Source organism: Lysinibacillus sphaericus (assembly GCF_006864135.1).
Lineage (GTDB): Bacteria > Bacillota > Bacilli > Bacillales_A > Planococcaceae > Lysinibacillus.
The window spans coordinates 129,738-150,529 of record NZ_SADV01000003.1; the positions used below are offsets into that span (position 1 = coordinate 129,738).

Consider the following 20,792-nt stretch of genomic DNA (forward strand, 5'->3'; position numbering starts at 1 on the left):
CCGTTGCTTATGTATATCACGTCTATTTTTATAGTATCTCAATCTTTAATTCCCTAGCCTGTATCATTAATTCACAAAGTGGACAGTCAAATAATACGTGTAATTCAAACCCTGTATTAGTTTTATAGATTTCATCATATAGCCACCAAGAACTTTCTAATTGTTCTGGAATCGAACATTTCTCTATATCACTAAAAGTTAGTTTTACATTTGTGTCGTACCAACCTACACTTGTTCCAGCTATCATAAGCGTAATTGTAGTTTCAGTTGAGGAGAAAGATAATACTTCTCCATCATGTAATGATTTTGTATGTATTTCAAGAACTTGAGATGGTAGCTGCTCTTTTATTTCTTCAAATTGTTCTAAATACTGTTTACGTATATCTCGGCTACGACTTTGATAATTTTCATTCCACTCTTCAGCCATTTTTCTTAATTCTTTAGATGGATATTCTGTTTTTAGAGAACCATCTAAAATATATGGATGAAATGGCGCCGGAAGAAACGTTAATAAATCATTTTTTCGCCATTCCAACTCTGCTTGTAACATTTCAATATAGCTTGTCCCATCTTCGTTTTTCCAATTTAAACTTTCTTCCCAATCTTCTATAGCGTCAGGAAAAGTTAAAAAACCATAGACTTGCATTTCACGATACCAATTTTTAGTGAAATATTTCAATTAAAAATCCCCCTTCTCTTTCTGTTCTTTATTTTGTTTTTTCTACTGGTGAAGATCAACGAAAGAACTAAACTATCACGCTCTAACAATGTTCCATCTAAATCAAAAATCACCGCTTGAATCATTCGTATGCGACCCCTTTATTTAAATCTCCATTCTACAACTCTTTTCGTTTTTTCACTGCCACTACCGCTATCATGACCATTACTAACTTCATCACCAATAGCGATTCCCATATTCACACCACCAGACACCTAATTTTCATCATTCTGAATTTAGTTTCTTGTCGTTAATTCTTCTGAAATCTCAAACTTTATTGTTATACAACTATTTAAGCACTTTACATGAAATATTTAAACTTTTTAACTTTTTCAAAAAAAGAAGAACCTTCACCTTTGGTAATTCGTCTAAATATTGGAAACTTCAAGTTCCGGAGTAAATAAAAGGGAGAAATGATCATGAAAAAACCAATTAAAAAAACTTGGATGATTGCATCAGCACTAACAATAGGAATGGCAGTTCTAACACCACTTCAAGCAGGAGCTACTGCAGCAGAACCAACAAATGATGTTACTGTCCAAATCGAACAACAAATTTCAGGAACGATAAAAGACACTAACGGAGACGGGATTAATCTAAAAGGTAAAGACGGTAAAAACTACTATATCAGTTTCAATAAATTTTCTGAAGAACAATTAGCAAACTTGAACTTAGTTGAAGGACATGAAATTACTGTAGAAGGAAACGTAGTAGAGGATTATTCAGACTTCTATACATTTGAAGTTTATAAAAGAGGATTGCCACAAGAAGTAACGGAAGAAGAGCTAACAAAATTAGAAAAATTGTTTAATGAAAAGATCAAGCTGCAAAAAGAATTGTCAAATGAAATGGCAGAAGAACAGTTTGAAAAGAAATTTGAAGCAATCAAGAAAATACGTGAAGACATGTATAAAATTATAAAACCTTATCTATTAGCTAACTGGCAACCTGCAACGTTTGAAGAATATATAGCAAGTTACGGATTTAATGAAAAAAATATAGTGCTAGAAGAAAATGATAAAAAACAGCTCAAAGTTATTTATGAAGAATGGGTCAAGCTTGAAATAGATGGTAACGAGGAAATGGCTAACGAAAAATATGGTGAACTTCATAAAATCCTTGAACCATATTTTTATGAACTTTATCCACCTCAAACATTTGAAGAGTACTTGGAAGACAAAGAGTTTGATATCCCTACTGAAACTTTAGCAAAACTAAAAACTATTTATGAAGATGCTCAAAAAGCTGAAAAAGCTAAAAATGATGAATTAGCTGAAAAAACATGGAATGAATTCTATGACATCATTGATCCGTTCATTAAGCCTCTAACATTCGAAAAATACATGGCAGACTTTGATTTTGAAGTGAGTGAAGCGGATAACAAGCAATTAAAACAGCTTTATGATGAAATTTTAAAGCTAGATGAAAAAGAAGAACAAGCAAAAATTGAAGAGAAATGGGAAACATTTAATAATATTTTAGAATCTTATTTTAAAGCAAATAAAAAATTTCTAATTTCAGCTTCTAAAGTAACAATTAACGGCCAAGAATATTTTCCCCAATAAGTAAAAGAATCAAGGAATCTCAACAATCCTTTAAGATGACGGTTGAGATTCCTCTTTTTGTTAATTCCACAATACTATTCAGAGATTTTTTATATTAAGAAGAGCTTCCTTTAGCCCATCGTCCGATAAAAGTCCTCTTCTCTTTTGAAACAGAGAAAACATTTTAATTTCACTTAAGATGAAACGAAAACAGGACGATTCTTTTTTAGCCATAGTTTCTGGTGATAGAATTTTATCAGCGCATTCATTATTTATAGGATTTTTCCAATAATATGTACCTTGTCCTATTAGTGCTTTATATGATCAGACTGCTCAAACTTTGATGTTATACAGCTATGTATGTACTTAACATGAAATGTTTTAAAATTTTGAAAATCAACGAAACTTTTTAACTGGAAATACGTCTAAATATTGGAAACTTTAAGTTCCAGAGTAAATAAAGGGGAGAAATAATCATGAAAAGACCGATTAAAAAAACTTGGATGATTGCATCAGCACTAACAATAGGAATGGCTGTTCTGACGCCACTTCAAGCGGGAGCTACTGCAGTAGAACCAACAAATGGTGTTACTGTTCAAATCGAACAACAAGTTACAGGAACGATTAAAGGAATCAGTGATGACGGGCTTTTTCTAAAAGGTAGAGACGGTAAAAATTACTATATCAACTTCTATAAATTTTCTGAAGAACAACTAGAAAAAATGAACCTAGTAGAAGGACAGGAAATCACAGTTGAAGGCAGCGCAGTAGAGGATTTTTCAGACTTCTATACATTCGAAGTTTATAAAAAAGAATTGCCTAAAGAGGTAACAAATGAAGATTTAACAAAATTAGAAAAAATGTTTAACGAAGCGAAGAAGCTACAAAATGAAGCTGCAAAAGCAGATAAAAATAATGTTGAAGAGGCAGAAAAGAAATATGAAGAAATGCAAAAAATTTATGTAGATATGGGTAAAATTGTTAAGCCATATTATTTAGCTACTTGGCAACCTGAACCATTTGAAGAGTATCTAGAAGGTCTCGGCTTTAGTGAAAAAAATATAGTGATAGAAGAAAATGATAAAAAACAGCTTAAAGCTAGTTATGAAGAATGGGTAAAGCTTGAAAAAGATAGTCAAGAGGAAAAGGCTAAAGAAAAAATGAAAGAGTTTCACAAAATCCTTCAACCGTATTTTGATAAACTTTATCCAACTCCAACATTTGAAGCGTTTATCGAAAGATTTGAGTTAGATATCCCTGCTGAAGATTTAGCAAAACTAAAAAATATTTATGATAATGCTCAAAAAGCAGAAAAAGATGACAACGCTGATGATTCTGTTAAATTATGGGAAGAATTCTATTACATCATTGATCAATTCATAAAGCCTCAAACATTTGAAGAACACATGGCTGACTATGAATTCAAAGTTAGCGAAGCGGATAGCAAGCAATTAAAACAGCTCTATGAAGAAATCTTAAAGCTAAATATAAAAGAAGACAAAGTAAAAATTGAAGAGAAATGGGAAGCATTTCGCAATATTTTAGAACCATATTTCAAAGCAAATAAAGAAATTCTAATTTCACCTTCTAAACTAACAGTTAACGGTCAAGACTATCTTCCACAATAGGTAAAGGAAACGGGGTGTCTCACCAATCAATGAAGATGATTGGTCGGATTCCCCTTTTTAGACTTAATTTATCCATTTTACTTCTATAGCAGAAATATAAGAGGTACCTCCTTTATCTCATCTTTCTGAAATAATATATAGATAAGTCCCCTTCTCTTTTGAAACAGAGCAAACATTCCCTTTTACTTTTACAAGTTCAATTTCATCACTGCTTAACCATTTTCTACTTCTATCCCTTCAATAGGTAGTTTCTTAAATCTAATTTTTATTTCACTTGAGGTGAAACAGAAAACGGAACAATTCTTTTATTAGCAATAATTTCTGGTGGTAGAATTTTTATCAACGCATTCATTATTTATAAGGTTTTGCCAACAATATGTACCTTTATTTATGTACTTAACATGGAATGTTTTAAAATTTTTTAAAAAATAATGAACCTTTTCATCTGGAAATCCGTCTAAATATTGGAAACATTAGTTCCAGAGTAAATAAAAGGGAGAATTGATTATGAAAAAACCGATTAAAAAAACTTGGATGATTGCTTCAGCACTAACAATAGGAATGGCTGTTCTGACACCACTTCAGGCAGGAGCTACTGCAGTAGAACCAACAAATGGTGTTACTGTTCAAATCGAACAACAAATTACAGGAACGATTAAAGGCGTCTACGGGGATGGGATTGATCTAAAAGGTAGGGATGGTAAAAACTACTATATCAGCTTTTATAAATTTTCGGATGAACAACTAGAAAAAATGAACTTTGTAGAAGGCCAGGAAATCACTGTTGAAGGTAGCGTAGCAGAGGATTATTCAGATTTCTACACATTCGAAGCTTATAAAAAAGAATTGCCTAAAGAGATAACGAAAGAAGAGCTAACAAAATTAGAAAAATTATTTAATGAAAAGAAAAATCTGCAAAAAGAATTGGCAAATGACTTGACAGAAGAAGAAACCGAAAAGAAATTTGAAGAAATTGATAAAATTTATAAAGAAATGGATAAAATCACAAAACCATATATTTTAGCTAAGTGGCAACCTCAAACATTTGAAGAGTATATGGCAGATTTCGAATTTAGTAAAAAAAATATAGTTTTTGAAGAAAATGATAATAAAAAACTTAAAAGTATTTACGAAGAATGGGTAAAACTTGAAAAAGATGGTCAAGAGGAAAAGGCAGTCGAAAAAATGGATGAGTTTTATACAATTCTTCTACCGTATTATGAAAAACTTTATCCAACTCCAACATTTGAAGAATTCATGGAAAAATTTGAGTTAGATATCCCAGCTGAAGCTTTAGCAAAACTAAAAAATATTTATGAGGATGCTCAAAAAGCTGGAAAAGATGACAATGCTGATTTGTCTGAAAAACTATGGGAAGATTTCTATTACATCATGGATCAATTCATAAAGCCTCAAACATTTGAAGAATACATGGCTGACTATGAATTCAAAGTTAGTGAAGCGGACAGCAAGCAATTAAAACAGCTTTATGAAGAAATCTTAAAGTTAGATAAAAAAGAAGACAAAGCAAAAATTGAAGAGAAATGGGCAGCATTTAATAATATTTTAGAACCATATTTCAAAGCAAATAAAGAACTTCTAATTACTGCTTCTAAAGTAACAATAAACGGCCAAGAATATACTCCACAATAAGGTAGAGAATTGAGGTGTCTCAACAATCATTTAGGATGATTGTTGGGATTCCTTTTTTGTTAATTCCACAATAGTATTTCGAATTTTTTGGATCATCACCAAAACGTGTGGTTGATTTCCGTTCCGACTGGGCGCTTTGTTGCTGACGCTTCGCTTTCGCACAGTCAAAACATTTGTAGCTGACGCTTCGCTTTCGCACAGAGCAAAGCTTCCTGGGGGCGTCCGATGAGCCGCTTCGCTTCGCTGCAGGGTCTCGGGCCAACACGATGTTGGTCACGAAGGCGTTATCACAGGATGTGGTGCTTTTAGCCTTCGTTCCTCTATCGCTGATCCCCGAGGAGTCTCCCAATCTCCACTCCAATCAACTATTTACTTAGTAGACGTTTTACCAAAAGTCATCCACAACTTTTGGTAATAAACCAGTTTTTAAAAGTATGCTATCTTTATAGAAAAAATATAAGAAGAACTTCATTTGCCCATCCTCTGATATAAGTCCCCTTCTCTTTTACCTTGTACTATGGTGTTTTATTTAATCTCAAGATCTAATGTTATGGGTACTTAACATGGAATGTTTTAATGTTTTGAAAAACAACGAACCTTTTCACTTGGTAATCCGTCTAAATATTGGAAACATTAAGCTTCAGAGTAAATATAAGGAGAAATGATCATGAAAAAACCAATTAAAAAAACTTGGATGATTGCTTCAGCATTAACAATAGGAATGGCTGTTCTGACGCCGCTTCAAGCAGGGGCTTCTGCAGTAGAACCAACAAATGGTGTTACTGTTCAAATCGAACAACAAGTTACAGGAACGATTCAAAGCATTAGTGATGATGGGATTTATCTAAAAGGAAGAGACGGTAAAAACTACTATATTAGCTTTTATAAATTTTCGGATGAACAACTAGAAAAAATGAACTTTGTAGAAGGTCAGGAAATCACTGTTGAAGGTACCGTTGCAGAGGATTTTTCAGACTTCTATACATTCGAAGTTTATAAAAAAGAATTGCCTAAAGAGGTAACAAATGAAGATCTAACAAAATTAGAAAAATTGTTTAATGAAAAGAAAAAGCTGCAAAAAGAATTTTCAGATGAAATGACAGAAGAAGAATATGAAAAGAAATTTGAAGAAATCAGTAAAATCTACGAAGACATGTATAAAATTACAAAACCATATATTTTGACTAACTTGCAACCTCCAACATTTGAAGAGTTTATAGCAGATTACGGATTTAGTGAAAAAAATATAGTTATTGAAGAAACTGATAATAAACAGCTTAAAGTTATTTATGAAGAATGGGTAAAACTTGAAAAAGATGGTCAAGAGGAAAAGGCAAACGAAAAAATGGATGAATTTTATAAAACCCTTCAACCATATGTAGATAAACTTTATCCAACTCCAACATTTGAAGAATATATGGAAAAATTCGGGTTAGACATCCCTACTGAAGCTTTTGCAAAATTAAAAGATATTTATGATAATGCTCAAAAAGCTGAAAAAGAAAACAAAGCTGATTTGTCTGAAAAACTATGGGAGGATTTCTATTACCTCATTAGTCAATTCATAACGCCTCCAACATTTGAAGAATTCATGGCTGACTATAAATTCAAAGTTAGCGAAGCGGATAGCAAGCAATTAAAACAGCTTTATGAAGATATCTTAAAGTTAGATATAAAAGAAGACAAAGCGAAAATTGAAGAGAAATGGGGAGCATTTAATAATATTTTAGAACCATATTTCAAAGCAAATAAAGAAATTCTAATTTCACCTTCTAAACTAACAGTTAACGGTCAAGACTATTTTCCACAATAGGTAAAGAAAACGGGGTGTCACACCATTCATTGAAAATGATTGGTGGCTTCCCCTTTTTAATTGGTATTCTTTATTTAAAGATTGGTCCTTATAAGTCTCGGCCATTCCGTTTAATTTCCTCTAATCTGGATATTCAGATTATCCGGGACAACAATCTGGGTAACTCCACCGAAATAGTCATACGCATGAATATGTGCATTTATCCAAGAAGGTAAATCCATTGATAAAGTTGCTGATTCATGGTGTAAAAGAGAAAGAGTCACGTTAGGTTTGGCTAATTCTTCATGAATGTATTCAAAATTGAGTGGTTACCTCCCCGAACCTTCCAATGACTTCTCTGGGAATAGAAATTCTTCAATCCACTTGTCGTCCATCTCTTCATCAAATGGACAGTTCAATCCTTTCATTGTGGCTAGTTGAATGGCCTCTGTTACCTTTTGACGAGAGTTTCCAGTACTTGCGGCAATGCCTCTTAAACTGATCCCTTCATCATGTAATTCCAATATCTCTCGATAATTGGATCATAAAAAACCTATATTTTTGGCATAAAATATGATTTGAACAAAAATATCGACATAATCCGTATTTATGTAAAGAACCATTTTGATCAATTTTTCAAAATGGTTTCTTTTATTTGCCGTAGCTCTATTAAATGCTCTTTATTACAAGTACGACTTTTATGACTAGATCAATTGACTTTATGATAAGGTACTTCAACACCTTCATCGATAAATAATTGATTCTCAACATCTACATAACTCATCGTATTATGTACCCAATAATACGACTCATCTATTTTATAAAGTGGCACAGACAACTGATGTTCAAATGAAATCATAAATTGTCTATCCTTTATGATCGTAAATTTTGTGCTAAGTTCATCTGCTAATTCATATTGACCTGTAATATCATCCTTATTAGTAAGCGATAATATTTCTATATGTTTTGGTGCTTCTACAGAATATTGTATTCCCATTAAGTAATTCACAATTTCTTGTTCATATTGCGGAAACACTTCTTGATTCGTTGCTAATACAATCATATCCTTTGTGGAAGTATTAATAAAAGCTTGTGCTGAACAACCGATCCATCCACCTGTATGACCAACCCAGTCATCTTGTACGATAAAACCATAACTATAATGCCCAGCGACTTCTATTGGTGTTAACATGGATTGCACAATCTCTTTGCTAATATACCGTCCTTGCAAAAATGCTTTTAAAAACTTTGCTACCTCTGCCACCGTTGCATAAATACCACCGTCACCAAATATATTATTATATTTTTCAATTTTGCAAAAATATGGGTCATTATTTACCTTTTTATATCGTTGTTCCTCGTAATCATACGTATGATTTTGCGCTTCGTATTGTTTTGTAGGCTGTGTTGTTGTACTAGTGAGATTTAATGGTCTTGCAATATATTGTTGTAAATATACTTCATACGATAAGCTACTCACTTCTTCAATAATTTTTGCAAGTAAAACATAATTCGTATTGCTATAGAACCAATGCTCATTCGGCATATGTTGTGGCAGTGCCGTCTCGACAAATGTTTCAACACTTTTTGTAAAATCTTCTGCAATATACTCTGGAATACCAGATGTGTGTGTAAGTAAGTGTGCAACTGTCACATTTGTAAAATGAGGTGCGTTAAACCAATTTGTAATTTTATCATCTAACTGTAACTGTCCTTTTTCAATTAGTTGAAATGTCATTACCGCTGTATACATTTTACTTAACGACGCAAGATTAAATTGTGTATTTTCAGTAATAAGATGTTGCTCTGAGATATCCTGATAACCATGATAATATTGCTTGATTTGTTCATGTTTTTCATAATACATTGCACCATTAAACGAGATATTTTTAAGTAAACCCTCCATTTGTTAACCTCCTAAAAAAATTAGATACCTAACATATTAGACATGAAGAAATTTTATAATTCCTCCATTGCGATCTCCCTTAATTTTTCAACAATTCGTTCTAATTCGTTTAACTCATTTGATGAAATTTTGCTGTAAATTTTATCTGCAATTTGCTGTTCTACATAATCTTGCTTCGAAAAATACTCCAATCCGTTTTCAGCTAACGTTATAAATACTTCACGGCGATTTTGTAGATTAATTTCTCGTTTGATATATTTATTCTTTTCCAACTTCGCTATTAATTGGCTAACTGCGCTAGAGCTAATATTCATTTCAATCGCAATTTCACCCACCGTAATACGTTTTGCTAAATACACAATATCTAATACAACCGCTTGTTGTGTTGTAATGCCGCTATTTAAATATTGCTTATAATGTTTATATATCAAACGGTTTATCGTATATTCTGCTTCATTAATGCGCTTAACCTGTTCATATAAGGACAAAAAATCACCTACTAATGTGTTAGATATCTAATATATTAACAATTGATTTGTCAAACGTCAATCTTATATGTCATAACATTATGTATGTTCACTAATTAAGGTCTATCATTCAGTGGTAAATATCTTGTCACTCATTGGTACAGAGTATGTCGTTGGTGGTACAAATCGCTGGCCGTAATCATATATAATTGCTCATATCATTTCGTTGCAGTGGAAAATAAATTTCACTAATTTCCCGCCATTAAATTATGTATAACAAAAAAATGAATTAAGTGAATAATTAGCAAGCCTATTTGACACATTACATATAGGAGGTGGAAGAGTAATGTCTAAAATAATTGGTGTGGAACAATCATTAACAAACGTTGAAGACGCTTTAAAGGCAAAAGGTTATGAAGTTATTCAACTTCGTACTGAAGAAGATGCAAAAAAATGTGATGCCTGCGTAATCACTGGGCAAGACAGAGATATTATGGGAATTAGTGATCCTATCATGGCAGGACCTGTTATTGACGCTGATGGTCTTTCTGCTGACGAAGTACTTCAACGTGTCGATAAATATTTCCACTAATAAATGACTAGGTGCTGTCGCTATAGCTTTGTTGACTATAGAGCAGCACCTTTTACTATTTATGTGATTATAGAATACTCATTTGCCCAGGTCTTTAATAATTTCTACGCTTGGGTTCTCACAAATTTTACCTATTCTTTTTTCATAAGCTCTTACTGTAAAAAAATCTTGTTGTGCTTTTTTAGAATACTTTCTTTGCATCATTCTAATTCTCTTTTAGCCCCATTGCATCTAACATTGTTGTTAATTTCACAGAGATCTCATTGAATTCACTATCCTGCAATGAACTGTTAACAATTCCGGCTCCTGCAAATAAAGTAACATCTTCATTATTTATCTCTGCGCAATGATGTTGCCAGAACATCTTGTGAGAGATAAGATAGTGGAAACAAGAGCAATTTTACGATAAAAACGTGATTTGACTGAATGAGAACTTGAAGAGATTGAACAAACGATACAACGTGCCTTCAAATTGCGAGTACTAGTTACACTTACACTGTGGCATAATCATAATTTGCATGACAAAACTGGATTAGTAACAGGGATGTATCCGCACAAAAGGGAGCTATTACTGGATACAGATATATCAGTAAAACGTATTGCATTTAATGATATACAAGATGCAAAGCTGGTGGACACTGATGATTAATCACGAAGATCGACCAATCTTATACGACTATATAAAATTAGACGTGGCCATTCGGTCATTACAACAAGACTATTCATCGCTTGAAAAGTTAAAAATGTCGAAGGTCTATTTAAATGTTGTAGATGGTTTATTTAAAGACTTAAGAAACGATTTTTATAACAAAAAACGTGTGCTTGCTAAGAAAAATATTGAGGTAGTTAAATGGGTAAATGTAGACAAACCCTGGGCAAATTGGTAAGGATATATTACAGCTTTTACAGGTTCAATAAATACTTTATATGAATACAAAACGGGGGTATCTCTAATTTTAAGATACCCTCATTTTTAAATTTTTTTTACTTAATACAAATCTTAGAAGAACTCTGTATACAGTTCTGCTCCAAACTCTTATAATAATCCTGTTTATTTTCATATGGGAAAAAGTGACTTCCCGAAAACTCTTTCAAATTAAAAGAATTTGTCGTGACATTTCCCCAACTTTTCATACTACTTGCTGGTGCGTCTGGATCATTAGTTCCGCAATGAGCAACAATCGGACCATGAAATAATTCATTACGATAATCAAAAGACTCATTCAAACGATAATCATTTTTCACCATTGGTAAAATGTGTTGTAAAACTTCTTTATTTTCCAATAACTCTTTCGGTGTACCTCCTACTCGTATTAATTCTTTAACTAATTCACTATCATCCATATATGTTTGATAGTCATCAGGGAAATGATCTTGAGGTGCATGGCGACCTGCTACTATTAATAAATTCACTTTTTTCTTATATTTTTCTTCTAGTAAACAGGCTGTTTTAAAAGCAAGAATAGCTCCCATGCTATGACCATAAAAATATATTCGCGTTTGGTTTGTTACTCTGTTAATTGCTTCTGCAATTTGTGGCATCACATGAAGATAATCTGTAATATACTGTTCTTTTATTCTTGTTGATTTACCAGGTAGCTCTATCGGAAATACAGCTAAGTTCTGCTCCCATGTTTTCCAATTTCTAAAAGCGGCGGCACTGCCTCCAGCATGATGGAAGCAGAAAAGCTTATTACTATTTTCGTAATCTAACTCGTCCACAAAAGGAAACCACTTTTTAACGTCTACCACACCCATTCTTCATCCTCCTTGATATCCTTCATTCTTAATGGTTCTCTTTCCCGTATATAAACTTTTTGAGAGGGTCCTATTTTTCTGCCAATATCATTCCATAATTTACAAGCTGTTAAATAATATTGTGTTGTTTGATTAAAGTAAGAACGATTCCAAATATCTTCAAAAAATGTTAGAAGAGAACGTTCAACGCTTTTAGGCCATACTTTTTTATAGTGATCTTCGAAGCTATTGTTTTGTGCAGTAAAGACAATCTCCTCTACTGGATAGCTTAGAAATTTATTGTCTATTCTCTTATTTAATATAGGCGATTCGTTTAATGACGAACTCATACACGGCATCCAATGCACTGAACCGTGCGTGTCCGGTAAATACAATGTTCCTCTATTCGTTCCTAAAGTCACTCTGTGCAATAAATAAATGTTACTTTCTGGATTAGCTAAATCCATTTGATTGAAAACACGTAATGTCACAGGGGTGTCCCGTATTTGTCCAGATAGCATATAAAAAGGACTATGCTCTGTAGGGTCATTAACTGGTTCAAATATACAGGATTGTAAACTACCAAGGGCTTGCCCTATAATATCTAGCATTGGAAATAATACTTGGATACTACAAGCCGCCTCTAAATAAATAATATCACTAACTTCTCTTAATGTTTTCGCCGTTTGTATAAAGGAATGTACAGCATCAACATTTGGATAAAAACTATTTAAGTGATATTTACAATTACCTACTTTCGCACTTTTAATTAGCTTTACATAGTCATCCTCATGGACAGGATGCTCCTGTATAACATGTATACCTTTCTCTAAAAATGCTTGTGCTATATTTGTCCCTTCTCCACCCACGATCGTTGATTTAACAACAACGCACGCAACATCCACCTGCTCATTTGTTATATCTTCTACAGTTGTGTAAAGTGGAACATTCAATGTATTGGCGAGTTCTTGCGACTGTTTACTACCCTTAGATAAAATACCTACAAGCTTATAAAGAGATGGTAAATTTAAGATTGCCTGCAAATAATAAGCACCGAACTTCGTACCACAAACGACTACTCTTAATGGCCTCATAATATCCCTTCCTCCAAGTCTAGGTGATTTTCTGTCTGTGAAGTAATGATAAAATCTTCTATCACACACTGTTCATGCAATTCTCGCATGACATTACTTGGATTCAATATGTCGCAAGCCCAATAAACTCCATTTTCCTGAATTATCCCTTTTATAATGGCTTCTACAGATAACGCACAAATAATTCCACTAATCGTAAAGCTATTTTGACAAAGTAATTGAGCTTGTCGTCGTATCGATTGTCCCTTAAATTTTCCAAACATCTCTATGACGATTGTGTACCATGTTTGTCGAACAGGGAAAATGATAAGTTTTTCCAGCAAGTCATCTACAATTTGATGTAAATGTTCAGGCGTATTTTTCATTGCTAATTGTATACACGCTTGTTGTAATAATGAAAAAACAGCTTTATTTGGATAAATATTATGCCAATGTGCTTCGGTTATATGTAGCTTTTTTGCAAGGCGAATTGTTTCATTTGTTATATACCTTTGAGCATAGACTGTATTTTCCTCACCATTAATTGTCACATTTATTTTTTCTGTCTGTGCTAGTTCACGTACTATTTTTCCATCCCTATAAAAGGCATTCGCTGTACCAAAACCATAGATAGAGCTAAGCATTATATCAGCTGCTGCGCCTTTACTATATGCTTCTTCTCCTCCTGCATAGCCGCTTATTTTATCTATTTGATCAAATCCTTCTTGAGCTAATAGGCGAGGAAGAATCCCCGATAAACCAGGAAAACTTCCTGCTGAAAGAATCATTATATTTGTTAGCTCCTGCTGTATAAATTTCTTCTCCAACAAATCTGCCCCAAATGCATCGACATAATGGGCCCCAGCTTTTATGGCAGCTTGAGCCACTCTATCAATAATGCTATACGAGGGGCCTGCACAATTTAACACGATTGTACAACCTGCACAAAATGTCTCTAGCGCTATTTGGTCATATATATCTACCTGCATATATTCCATAAATTTGTCTAATTGAGAATGTTCTTCATGCTCACTTCTACTCCCACAGCGTAATGGATATTTATCTTTTAAATATCGTACAGCCGCTTGTCCAACAGCCCCATTGTAGCCAATAATTCCTATTTTAAATTGATGGTTCATGGCTTACTCCTTTAAGCAGTAATTGAGCAGTCTCTTTCACATTAGGCTCCTGCAAACATGTAAGATGATTACCATTTATAGGAATGATATTTAAATGACCAAATGTAATATCTCTCCAAAATTCTTCGTTTCTTGTACCAATTACCGGTAAAAAGGATGATATTTTATCAATACAACTAAATGCAACTACGTCTCCCATGAAAGGCTCGGTTCCATACGATACAACACCTTTAAAGCTTTGACAGAAGATTTGATATAGCGTTACCATTCGTTGCTTTTGAAAAGCTGAAATATCACCTTGCAAAGCTGGAACGGTAGTATATAAATCTACTAATCTCTGTTTAGGAGACTTGCTAGCAAGCTTTTGATAACATTGTGCAATTGGTGCAAACTCTCCGGTTAGATTACATAAATCTTCAATTGTAATGGTATTCGCTTCTTTTTTGATTAAATCATGTAGTGCTTTTTTTAGTAATTCATCCTCGACATCGTGACCACTTTTTACAAGATCAGCGCCTATTAATAAACCAAATGTTCTTTCCATTAATAGATCATTTCGAAGCTTTGCATCACAAGGCGTAGTATCTATTGTAATGACTGGTTCAACTTGAACACCTTCTGCAAGTAACACCTTTGCCGTTTCAACAGCAATAAGCCCTCCCATACAGTACCCTATTAATTCAAAGTTTGAAGCGTTTAGCTTTAACAATTGTTGCGCATATTTTTGCCCTAAATTTTGAATAAGTGTTTCAGGTGTATAGGCTAAATAATCTGCTTCATCACCAAAAATAAATCCTGCTATCGTGTCTTTGCGGTTTGGTTCATCTATTAAATAAGGGAGCAATTGATTGTAAGGTGTAAGTGTTCCCGTTCCATCGTGGAATAGTACTTTAATTTTTCCGCCAACCTCTCCTTCAGCTAACATAACGAAAGATGTTTTCGTATCTGAGGCAGTTTCATCCTGCATTGTTTGATGATTTTCAAGCGAGTGACTTATCTTTTCTGCAATTTCTGCAATCGTCGGTGTTTGTAAAATCTCTACCATTAATTGATCCCACTCCCAATGCTCCACTTCTGAAAGTGTATCTCTCATTGCTGCCACAACTTGTGCAACTAGTAATGAATCGCCACCTGCTTGATAGAAGTTTTCATTGCGCCAAATACTTTCTCTATTTAGTGCTTTCGCCCAAATTTCTGCAATTCTTTTCTCTAAGTCACCTTGCGGAGATTCACCGGATTGTGCAATAAATGGATTGGATGCTTCTAGTCGACTTTGTAATGCACCTCGATCCACTTTGCCGTTTTCAGATAACGGTAGTTCACGAAGCACTTCAATATGCGCTGGTATCATATATTTTGGTAGTTGTCTTTCTAAATGTTGCTGAACCTCACTCGCATAAAGTCTCTTACGTTCACCTATAAATTGACCGACAAATACTGCCTGATTTGCAGCGGATAATGGATCATTTTTTGTAGGATATACACCGGCTATCTCCACCTCTGTTGCTGCAAATAACTCATGCCACTGTTCACGATTGAAAAATACTTGATCATTGTTTTTTCTAAAGTCTTCAAAATCATTTAGACCAGCATGAAATTCCATTGATGTAAGAAGTGAATAGTTTTCCCCAGTCGTATCTGCTACTATTAACGCTCCTCCTTCAACTGTCATTTCCTTAAAGGTTTGTAACACTTGTGGAGCTTTCTTAGCGTTGTGTAAAACATTATTACATAAAATCAAATCAAAGGAAGATGCTTGAATTCCTTGAGACCAATAGGATTGATTGATATCATACAAACCATATGTAACCCACTTATAAGGTTCAAACGATTTTCGCGCTTCATTTAAAAAGAATTGTGATAAATCTGTAAAAACATATTCTACATTTTTATGATTTAATGTTGGTATTAACTCTAAACTTACACCGCCTACGCCAGCTCCTACCTCTAAAATTCGGAACGTTTTCTTTGGATAAGCCTTTCTAAATTCATCTACAATTGTATGGACAGCTTGAATTGTAACTTGATTTAATGAACGACTAATTAGGTTGTCTTTATATGCCGCTAAAGCAATATCAAAGCTTCCTTTAGGAAAAAATAAATCTAATGAATCAATATCCCCGCGAAGTAAACCTAAAAGATGCTTACTTGAATCTTCAAAGTAATCCACAAGTTTTTTTCCATACTGCATTTTTTCTTCAATGTCTCTCCATTTTAGCCAAGAGATTTCTGATGCATTGTGTGGTAAATCTTTATTGACTAGATAATAGTTTGACGTTGCTGGATTTTGCTTTATAAGATTTTCTTTACATAAAACATTCAGCCATCTTCTTAGTAGCTGATGGTAGTATGGATGTACTTTGACTATTTGCTGAATTTCACTTATAGAAAATTCTCGATCATCTATAAAAATATCTAAGTCTTGGAATGTTTTCATAATATCTAGTACGGCTGTCCAATTTGAAATTGTAGACCATTGTGCAAATAACTCTCGATCTACATTATGGGTCGCTTGATCTCCAGCGTTTTTAACTACAGTTGTTAATCTTTCTGAAGAAACCAATGTTTTTATTTGATTTGCATTTTTCCTTGCTTGCACGAATGCTGAAATGTTAAATTCTTTACTTGCCAAATCTTTACTTGCAATAACCGCTGCATGCTCTATCTGCTGCATACGTTGCATCGAACTTTCAATTTCACTTAACTCAATGCGATGCCCATTAATTTTTACTTGAGTATCCTCTCTCCCTAAAAACTCAATCACACCATCTGGTAGCAATCTCCCTATATCTCCAGTTGCATATAAACGCTCTCCAGTGTAAGGATGGACAATAAATTTCGCTGTAGTATTTTTTTCATTCTGTAGGTAGCCGGTAGCAAGCCCCTCTCCCCCAATATATAAATCACCAATTGTCCAATCAGGGCATGACTCTAGCTCCTTATTCAAAACATAAAAATATTGATTTGCTAATGGCTTACCATAAGGAATACTGTTCTTATAGGTAGTATTTATATCTATTGGATAATAAATAGACCAGATTGCTGCTTCTGTTGCTCCACCAAGGCTGATAAATTTCGCTTGTTCAAAATAATGTGCCATTTGTTTTGGTAATGTAACAGGTATCCAATCTCCAGATAAAAATACTAAACGTAATTTTTTATGAAGAGTTGTTGTCGTATCCTGTATGTATGCATGAAGAAGTTGCAATTGGGCTGGTACTGAATTCCAAATAGTGGCTTGATGAGATGTTAAAAGCTCCAACCAATGTTTTGGATCTTTAAGACGTGTATGCTCTGGTAATATAACGCTACCACCAACACTTAATAATCCAAAAATATCGTATACCGATAAATCAAAAGCTAAATTGGCAATTGCTAAAACTCGATCATGCTCTGTTACTTGGAAACGATGATTCATATCCATTATTGTATTCAGTACTGCCCTATGACTAACAATAACGCCTTTCGCTTTTCCTGTACTGCCAGACGTATGAATAATATAAGCTGGCTGTTCTACATCTACACGTACAGGAGTTAACTGTGCTTCTAAAGCAGTGTTTAATTGCTCGACTTCAATAAAGGAAAGAGATTCTTGTTCGTATAAATCACTATGGCTAGCATGACCTAAAATAAAAGTGGTTTGTGATTCACTTATAATATTTTTTTTACGAGCAATTGGTTGCTCAATATCTAAAGGTAAATACACGCCACCTGCTGTTAATGTTCCTATTACAGCAGCAATTTGCCAAATACCCTTCTGTAAGTCAATTGCTACAAAATCTCCTTGCCGCACACCTTTATTAATCAATGCCTGTTGAATGGCATAAACATAACGACCGAGCTCCTCATATGTAAAGTATTTACCATCTGCGTAAATAGCTATATTTTTAGCATATTGTGCAATAGCATCTAGCACATTGTCATAGAGTAACCCCTTTGGTAAATCAATCGTTGTTTTATTTACTTCATTTCTAATCTTTTGCATTGCTTCAGGTAAACCTAATAATTGACGTTCTGTCCATGCTGTTTCGTTAGTTGCAAGTTTTGTTAAGTGATCTACAAAAAATTGAAAGGCTGAATCGATTAGCCCACTTGGAAAAATACCTTCACGTACATCCCAATTTATTAATATTCCATCCGGTTGTTCAGATACTTGACAATCAATCCATACTTGAGGTGTTTGACTAATTTTATATGCTAATTTCAACTTAGGCTCATTTTCAGACATATGACTATTCGCGTCTGCACCTAATGTACTTGTATAAACTACCGGTATAATAACATCACGATTACGATGTCGCTTTAATTCACGCAATACTTCAATTCCTGAAAAATCGCGATACTCTAAGTCTGTCCATAGCTGCTGTTGTATTTCAGCCGCATGCTCATAAAATGCTCTATCTCTTTTTGCATGTATTTCTAACAGATTGATGGTCGTAAAATCTCCAATTACATCATGAATTTGAGCATGAATATTAGGTCGATTAAGCATCGTTATATTCATACTATAGTGAGATTGTTTTGACCATAAGCCAATAATTTCAGCAAAAGCTGTTAAAATAATACTGGAAGGAGTTAGCCGATGATCTTTTGCCTTCTGACTTAAAAATTGCCATTTATGATTAGGTAACAGGAAATTAAATTGTTCAAAACGAATTGTATTGCTATCAATTTTGTCGCTTTGAACGGGTAACTCTGGCGCCTCTGGGAAAGTCTCTAAACGACTAGTCCAATAATTTTTAGCTTTTTCATTGGCAATCGAGCGATCATGTTGTTCATATTGTTGTATCATGACATCTCTAAATTGAATATCTAAAGCTGGTAATGGAGTATCTTCTGTATAGTAATAGTGTTCTAATTCTGCTATTAATACATTGATACTGACAAAGTCAGCAATTAACATATCAATAGATAGATGAATAACACTTTGATTTTTTTGCTGTGTAAGGACTAGGTCATACAACGGCCATTTATTAGGAGCATATTGCTTAACAGATAACTCATTTCTTACATGTAATAATCGTTGATTGGCTACTTCAGGTACTTCATCTGATAAATCAATAACTTGTATAGTTGGGAGCTCTACGTTTTTTAATACTTGCTGATAACCCTCCTGATGCACTATCGTACGGAGCATATCATGTCGCTTTATGACTTGGTGCCATGCCTTTTCAAGCCGTATAGGATCAAAAGTAGTGCCAACTAGTTCTGCATATACTTTACAACCTACTCCTCCATAACGATAATTGTTGCTTCTACCTACTAAATAGGCTGATTGAATATCAGTAAGCGGAAAGGAATCATAGCGTTTTTCAGTATCATGAATAATTGATTGTTGTTCCTTCTGTAAATAATCAAGGAGTTGCTTTTTATATTCTTTCAATCGCTCTTTACGTTCATTTGTAAGTACACCAGTTGGAGCCTTAAAATGTAATTTTCCATCTTCTACCCAAAGGTTCACTCCCAGCTCGCTATACTCCTCTAATAATTTTTTCATGTTATAATATTCCCTCCTGATATTCGAAGTCCTTTTTTACAACTTCTATTAGATAGTCATCTTCTTTTAATGAATAAAGTGCTTTGATCGTTAATCCACTTTGATGAAATAGCACCTCAAATTGGGATTGTGTTCTTTCCTTACCTCCACACATCGTCCAAATATTTAAATCCGTCATATATAAATGCGAGGCATTTCCTTCAATAACCTCTGGTAATAATTTTTCAATGATAGTTAGTGTAGAATTTTCCCCCATACTTTGAGCGATATTACGTAAAATTGTGATTGCTGCTTCATCCTCCCAATCATGGAGGATTCGCGATAAAATATAGAGATCACCCAATTTAGGTACCTCTTGAAAAAAGTCTCCTGCCTGAAATGTACATCGACTGTTGATGCCGTAAAGCTCCAATTTCCCTTCTGCCTTTTGTTGTACATGTTGCAGATCTATTACAATCCCTTGAGCATTGCGGTAAAATTCCAAAAATTTCGTAATTATCTCTCCAGATCCTCCACCAACATCGATAATTTTTTTGATGCAGTACCAATCTTTTTTTTCTGCAAAATATGCTTCTAGTTGAAGCCGTTCACTTGTTTTACTCATCATCTTATTAAACACTTCAAATTTTTCATTTTGCTGTACTTGCGCTTGAAAATAAGACTGTTGTTCTACTAATTGATAAGGGATTTTCTTCGTTTTCATCGCTTCATAAAGCTTCGACCAATAAGGCATTGCCTGTCTGCCTGTGAATAATAAAAAATCCTTTAATGAATCACTTGCTTGTCCTGATAATTTCTCCCCTAAAGGAAGTAATTTAAAATAATTATTTTCTTCCTCCATATATTTCAAAGCTACTAATGGTCGCATAAAACGAAAGAGCATTTCTTCGTCAAGCGCTAATTCTTGTGCCAATAACGTTACATGCTTTCGTTCATCGAATATGGCATCAAATATTCCTAATTCACAAGCTGTATATAGCAAATAAGAAGTAGAAAAGCCTTGAATCGTTGAACGTATCATACTTTCTTGTATATCCATAGTTAAT

17 protein-coding genes are annotated in these 20,792 nt (G+C 33.8%); 7 read left to right on the forward strand and 10 right to left on the reverse strand.

The genetic code is table 11. The features are described from left to right. Positions 1-28: 28 nt before the first annotated feature. On the reverse strand, positions 29-679 hold the full coding sequence (locus tag C7Y47_RS04925) for a DUF4085 family protein (RefSeq protein ID WP_142507741.1): 651 nt from the start codon (positions 677-679) through the stop codon (positions 29-31). Between the two features lie 458 nt (positions 680-1,137). Between C7Y47_RS04925 and C7Y47_RS04930 the strand changes: the two genes are divergently transcribed. The 4 genes from C7Y47_RS04930 (at position 1,138) to C7Y47_RS04945 (ending at position 7,356) form a co-directional block, all read left to right on the forward strand. Beyond that, on the forward strand, positions 1,138-2,283 hold the full coding sequence (locus tag C7Y47_RS04930) for a hypothetical protein (protein WP_142507742.1): 1,146 nt from the start codon (positions 1,138-1,140) through the stop codon (positions 2,281-2,283). 455 nt (positions 2,284-2,738) lie between these two features. Continuing rightward, positions 2,739-3,890 (forward strand): hypothetical protein, encoded by a 1,152-nt coding sequence (locus tag C7Y47_RS04935; RefSeq protein WP_142507743.1) that lies wholly within the window; start codon positions 2,739-2,741, stop codon positions 3,888-3,890. Between the two features lie 507 nt (positions 3,891-4,397). Next, positions 4,398-5,543 carry a hypothetical protein gene (locus C7Y47_RS04940; protein ID WP_142507744.1) on the forward strand — a complete coding sequence of 382 codons (1,146 nt, stop codon included), beginning with the start codon at positions 4,398-4,400 and terminating at the stop codon, positions 5,541-5,543. 667 nt (positions 5,544-6,210) lie between these two features. After that, a complete protein-coding gene (locus tag C7Y47_RS04945) occupies positions 6,211-7,356 on the forward strand; it encodes a hypothetical protein (RefSeq protein WP_142507745.1) in 1,146 nt (381 codons plus the stop codon). Positions 7,357-7,664: 308 nt separating this feature from the next. Here C7Y47_RS04945 and C7Y47_RS04950 read toward each other — a convergent pair whose 3' ends face one another. From C7Y47_RS04950 to C7Y47_RS04960, 3 genes are all read right to left on the reverse strand, one after another. Further along, positions 7,665-7,859 carry an integrase gene (locus C7Y47_RS04950; RefSeq protein ID WP_255505008.1) on the reverse strand — a complete coding sequence of 65 codons (195 nt, stop codon included), beginning with the start codon at positions 7,857-7,859 and terminating at the stop codon, positions 7,665-7,667. Between the two features lie 185 nt (positions 7,860-8,044). Beyond that, complete coding sequence (locus tag C7Y47_RS04955) at positions 8,045-9,241, reverse strand: serine hydrolase domain-containing protein (protein WP_142507746.1); 1,197 nt, start codon at positions 9,239-9,241, stop codon at positions 8,045-8,047. A 53-nt stretch (positions 9,242-9,294) separates the two neighbouring features. After that, on the reverse strand, positions 9,295-9,729 hold the full coding sequence (locus C7Y47_RS04960) for a MarR family winged helix-turn-helix transcriptional regulator (protein WP_142507747.1): 435 nt from the start codon (positions 9,727-9,729) through the stop codon (positions 9,295-9,297). Between the two features lie 325 nt (positions 9,730-10,054). On the opposite strand from C7Y47_RS04960, the gene C7Y47_RS04965 reads away from it, so the two are divergent. Further along, positions 10,055-10,300 carry a YkuS family protein gene (locus C7Y47_RS04965; protein ID WP_132358618.1) on the forward strand — a complete coding sequence of 82 codons (246 nt, stop codon included), beginning with the start codon at positions 10,055-10,057 and terminating at the stop codon, positions 10,298-10,300. Between the two features lie 78 nt (positions 10,301-10,378). Here the strand turns inward: C7Y47_RS04965 and C7Y47_RS25435 are convergent, their stop codons facing one another. Continuing rightward, the gene (locus C7Y47_RS25435; RefSeq protein ID WP_255505009.1) at positions 10,379-10,504 is read right to left on the reverse strand and encodes a hypothetical protein; all 126 of its coding nucleotides are present in this window, start codon (positions 10,502-10,504) and stop codon (positions 10,379-10,381) included. A gap of 238 nt (positions 10,505-10,742) precedes the next feature. Between C7Y47_RS25435 and C7Y47_RS04975 the strand changes: the two genes are divergently transcribed. Beyond that, positions 10,743-10,949 carry a YolD-like family protein gene (locus C7Y47_RS04975; protein WP_142507749.1) on the forward strand — a complete coding sequence of 69 codons (207 nt, stop codon included), beginning with the start codon at positions 10,743-10,745 and terminating at the stop codon, positions 10,947-10,949. After that, positions 10,942-11,187 (forward strand): hypothetical protein, encoded by a 246-nt coding sequence (locus tag C7Y47_RS04980; RefSeq protein WP_255505010.1) that lies wholly within the window; start codon positions 10,942-10,944, stop codon positions 11,185-11,187. The genes C7Y47_RS04975 and C7Y47_RS04980 overlap by 8 nt, the downstream gene beginning before the upstream one ends. Positions 11,188-11,284: 97 nt before the next feature. On the opposite strand, the gene C7Y47_RS04985 is transcribed toward C7Y47_RS04980, so the two are convergent. Genes C7Y47_RS04985 through C7Y47_RS05005 form a run of 5 tightly spaced genes read right to left on the reverse strand, consistent with a single transcriptional unit; the run spans position 11,285 to position 20,785 of the window. After that, the gene (locus C7Y47_RS04985; RefSeq protein WP_142507750.1) at positions 11,285-12,058 is read right to left on the reverse strand and encodes a thioesterase II family protein; all 774 of its coding nucleotides are present in this window, start codon (positions 12,056-12,058) and stop codon (positions 11,285-11,287) included. Beyond that, the gene (locus C7Y47_RS04990; RefSeq protein WP_142507751.1) at positions 12,046-13,131 is read right to left on the reverse strand and encodes a Gfo/Idh/MocA family oxidoreductase; all 1,086 of its coding nucleotides are present in this window, start codon (positions 13,129-13,131) and stop codon (positions 12,046-12,048) included. The genes C7Y47_RS04985 and C7Y47_RS04990 overlap by 13 nt, the downstream gene beginning before the upstream one ends. Then, positions 13,128-14,249 carry a saccharopine dehydrogenase NADP-binding domain-containing protein gene (locus C7Y47_RS04995; protein ID WP_142507752.1) on the reverse strand — a complete coding sequence of 374 codons (1,122 nt, stop codon included), beginning with the start codon at positions 14,247-14,249 and terminating at the stop codon, positions 13,128-13,130. The genes C7Y47_RS04990 and C7Y47_RS04995 overlap by 4 nt, the downstream gene beginning before the upstream one ends. Then, on the reverse strand, positions 14,233-19,746 hold the full coding sequence (locus tag C7Y47_RS05000; protein ID WP_142507753.1) for a non-ribosomal peptide synthetase: 5,514 nt from the start codon (positions 19,744-19,746) through the stop codon (positions 14,233-14,235). The genes C7Y47_RS04995 and C7Y47_RS05000 overlap by 17 nt, the downstream gene beginning before the upstream one ends. 1 nt (position 19,747) lies before the next feature. Beyond that, on the reverse strand, positions 19,748-20,785 hold the full coding sequence (locus tag C7Y47_RS05005; protein WP_142507754.1) for a methyltransferase: 1,038 nt from the start codon (positions 20,783-20,785) through the stop codon (positions 19,748-19,750). Between the last annotated feature and the right edge of the window lie 7 nt (positions 20,786-20,792).

Coding starts and splice junctions, on each gene's coding strand:
- C7Y47_RS04990 (WP_142507751.1), bottom strand. CDS start 13,131: ATGAGGCCATTAAGAGTAGTCGTTTGTGGTACGAAGTTCGGTGCTTAT.
- C7Y47_RS25435 (WP_255505009.1), bottom strand. CDS start 10,504: ATGATGCAAAGAAAGTATTCTAAAAAAGCACAACAAGATTTTTTTACA.
- C7Y47_RS04940 (WP_142507744.1), top strand. CDS start 4,398: ATGAAAAAACCGATTAAAAAAACTTGGATGATTGCTTCAGCACTAACA.
- C7Y47_RS04965 (WP_132358618.1), top strand. CDS start 10,055: ATGTCTAAAATAATTGGTGTGGAACAATCATTAACAAACGTTGAAGAC.
- C7Y47_RS04955 (WP_142507746.1), bottom strand. CDS start 9,241: ATGGAGGGTTTACTTAAAAATATCTCGTTTAATGGTGCAATGTATTAT.
- C7Y47_RS04985 (WP_142507750.1), bottom strand. CDS start 12,058: ATGGGTGTGGTAGACGTTAAAAAGTGGTTTCCTTTTGTGGACGAGTTA.
- C7Y47_RS04945 (WP_142507745.1), top strand. CDS start 6,211: ATGAAAAAACCAATTAAAAAAACTTGGATGATTGCTTCAGCATTAACA.
- C7Y47_RS04980 (WP_255505010.1), top strand. CDS start 10,942: ATGATTAATCACGAAGATCGACCAATCTTATACGACTATATAAAATTA.
- C7Y47_RS04930 (WP_142507742.1), top strand. CDS start 1,138: ATGAAAAAACCAATTAAAAAAACTTGGATGATTGCATCAGCACTAACA.
- C7Y47_RS05000 (WP_142507753.1), bottom strand. CDS start 19,746: ATGAAAAAATTATTAGAGGAGTATAGCGAGCTGGGAGTGAACCTTTGG.
- C7Y47_RS04935 (WP_142507743.1), top strand. CDS start 2,739: ATGAAAAGACCGATTAAAAAAACTTGGATGATTGCATCAGCACTAACA.
- C7Y47_RS05005 (WP_142507754.1), bottom strand. CDS start 20,785: ATGGATATACAAGAAAGTATGATACGTTCAACGATTCAAGGCTTTTCT.
- C7Y47_RS04995 (WP_142507752.1), bottom strand. CDS start 14,249: ATGAACCATCAATTTAAAATAGGAATTATTGGCTACAATGGGGCTGTT.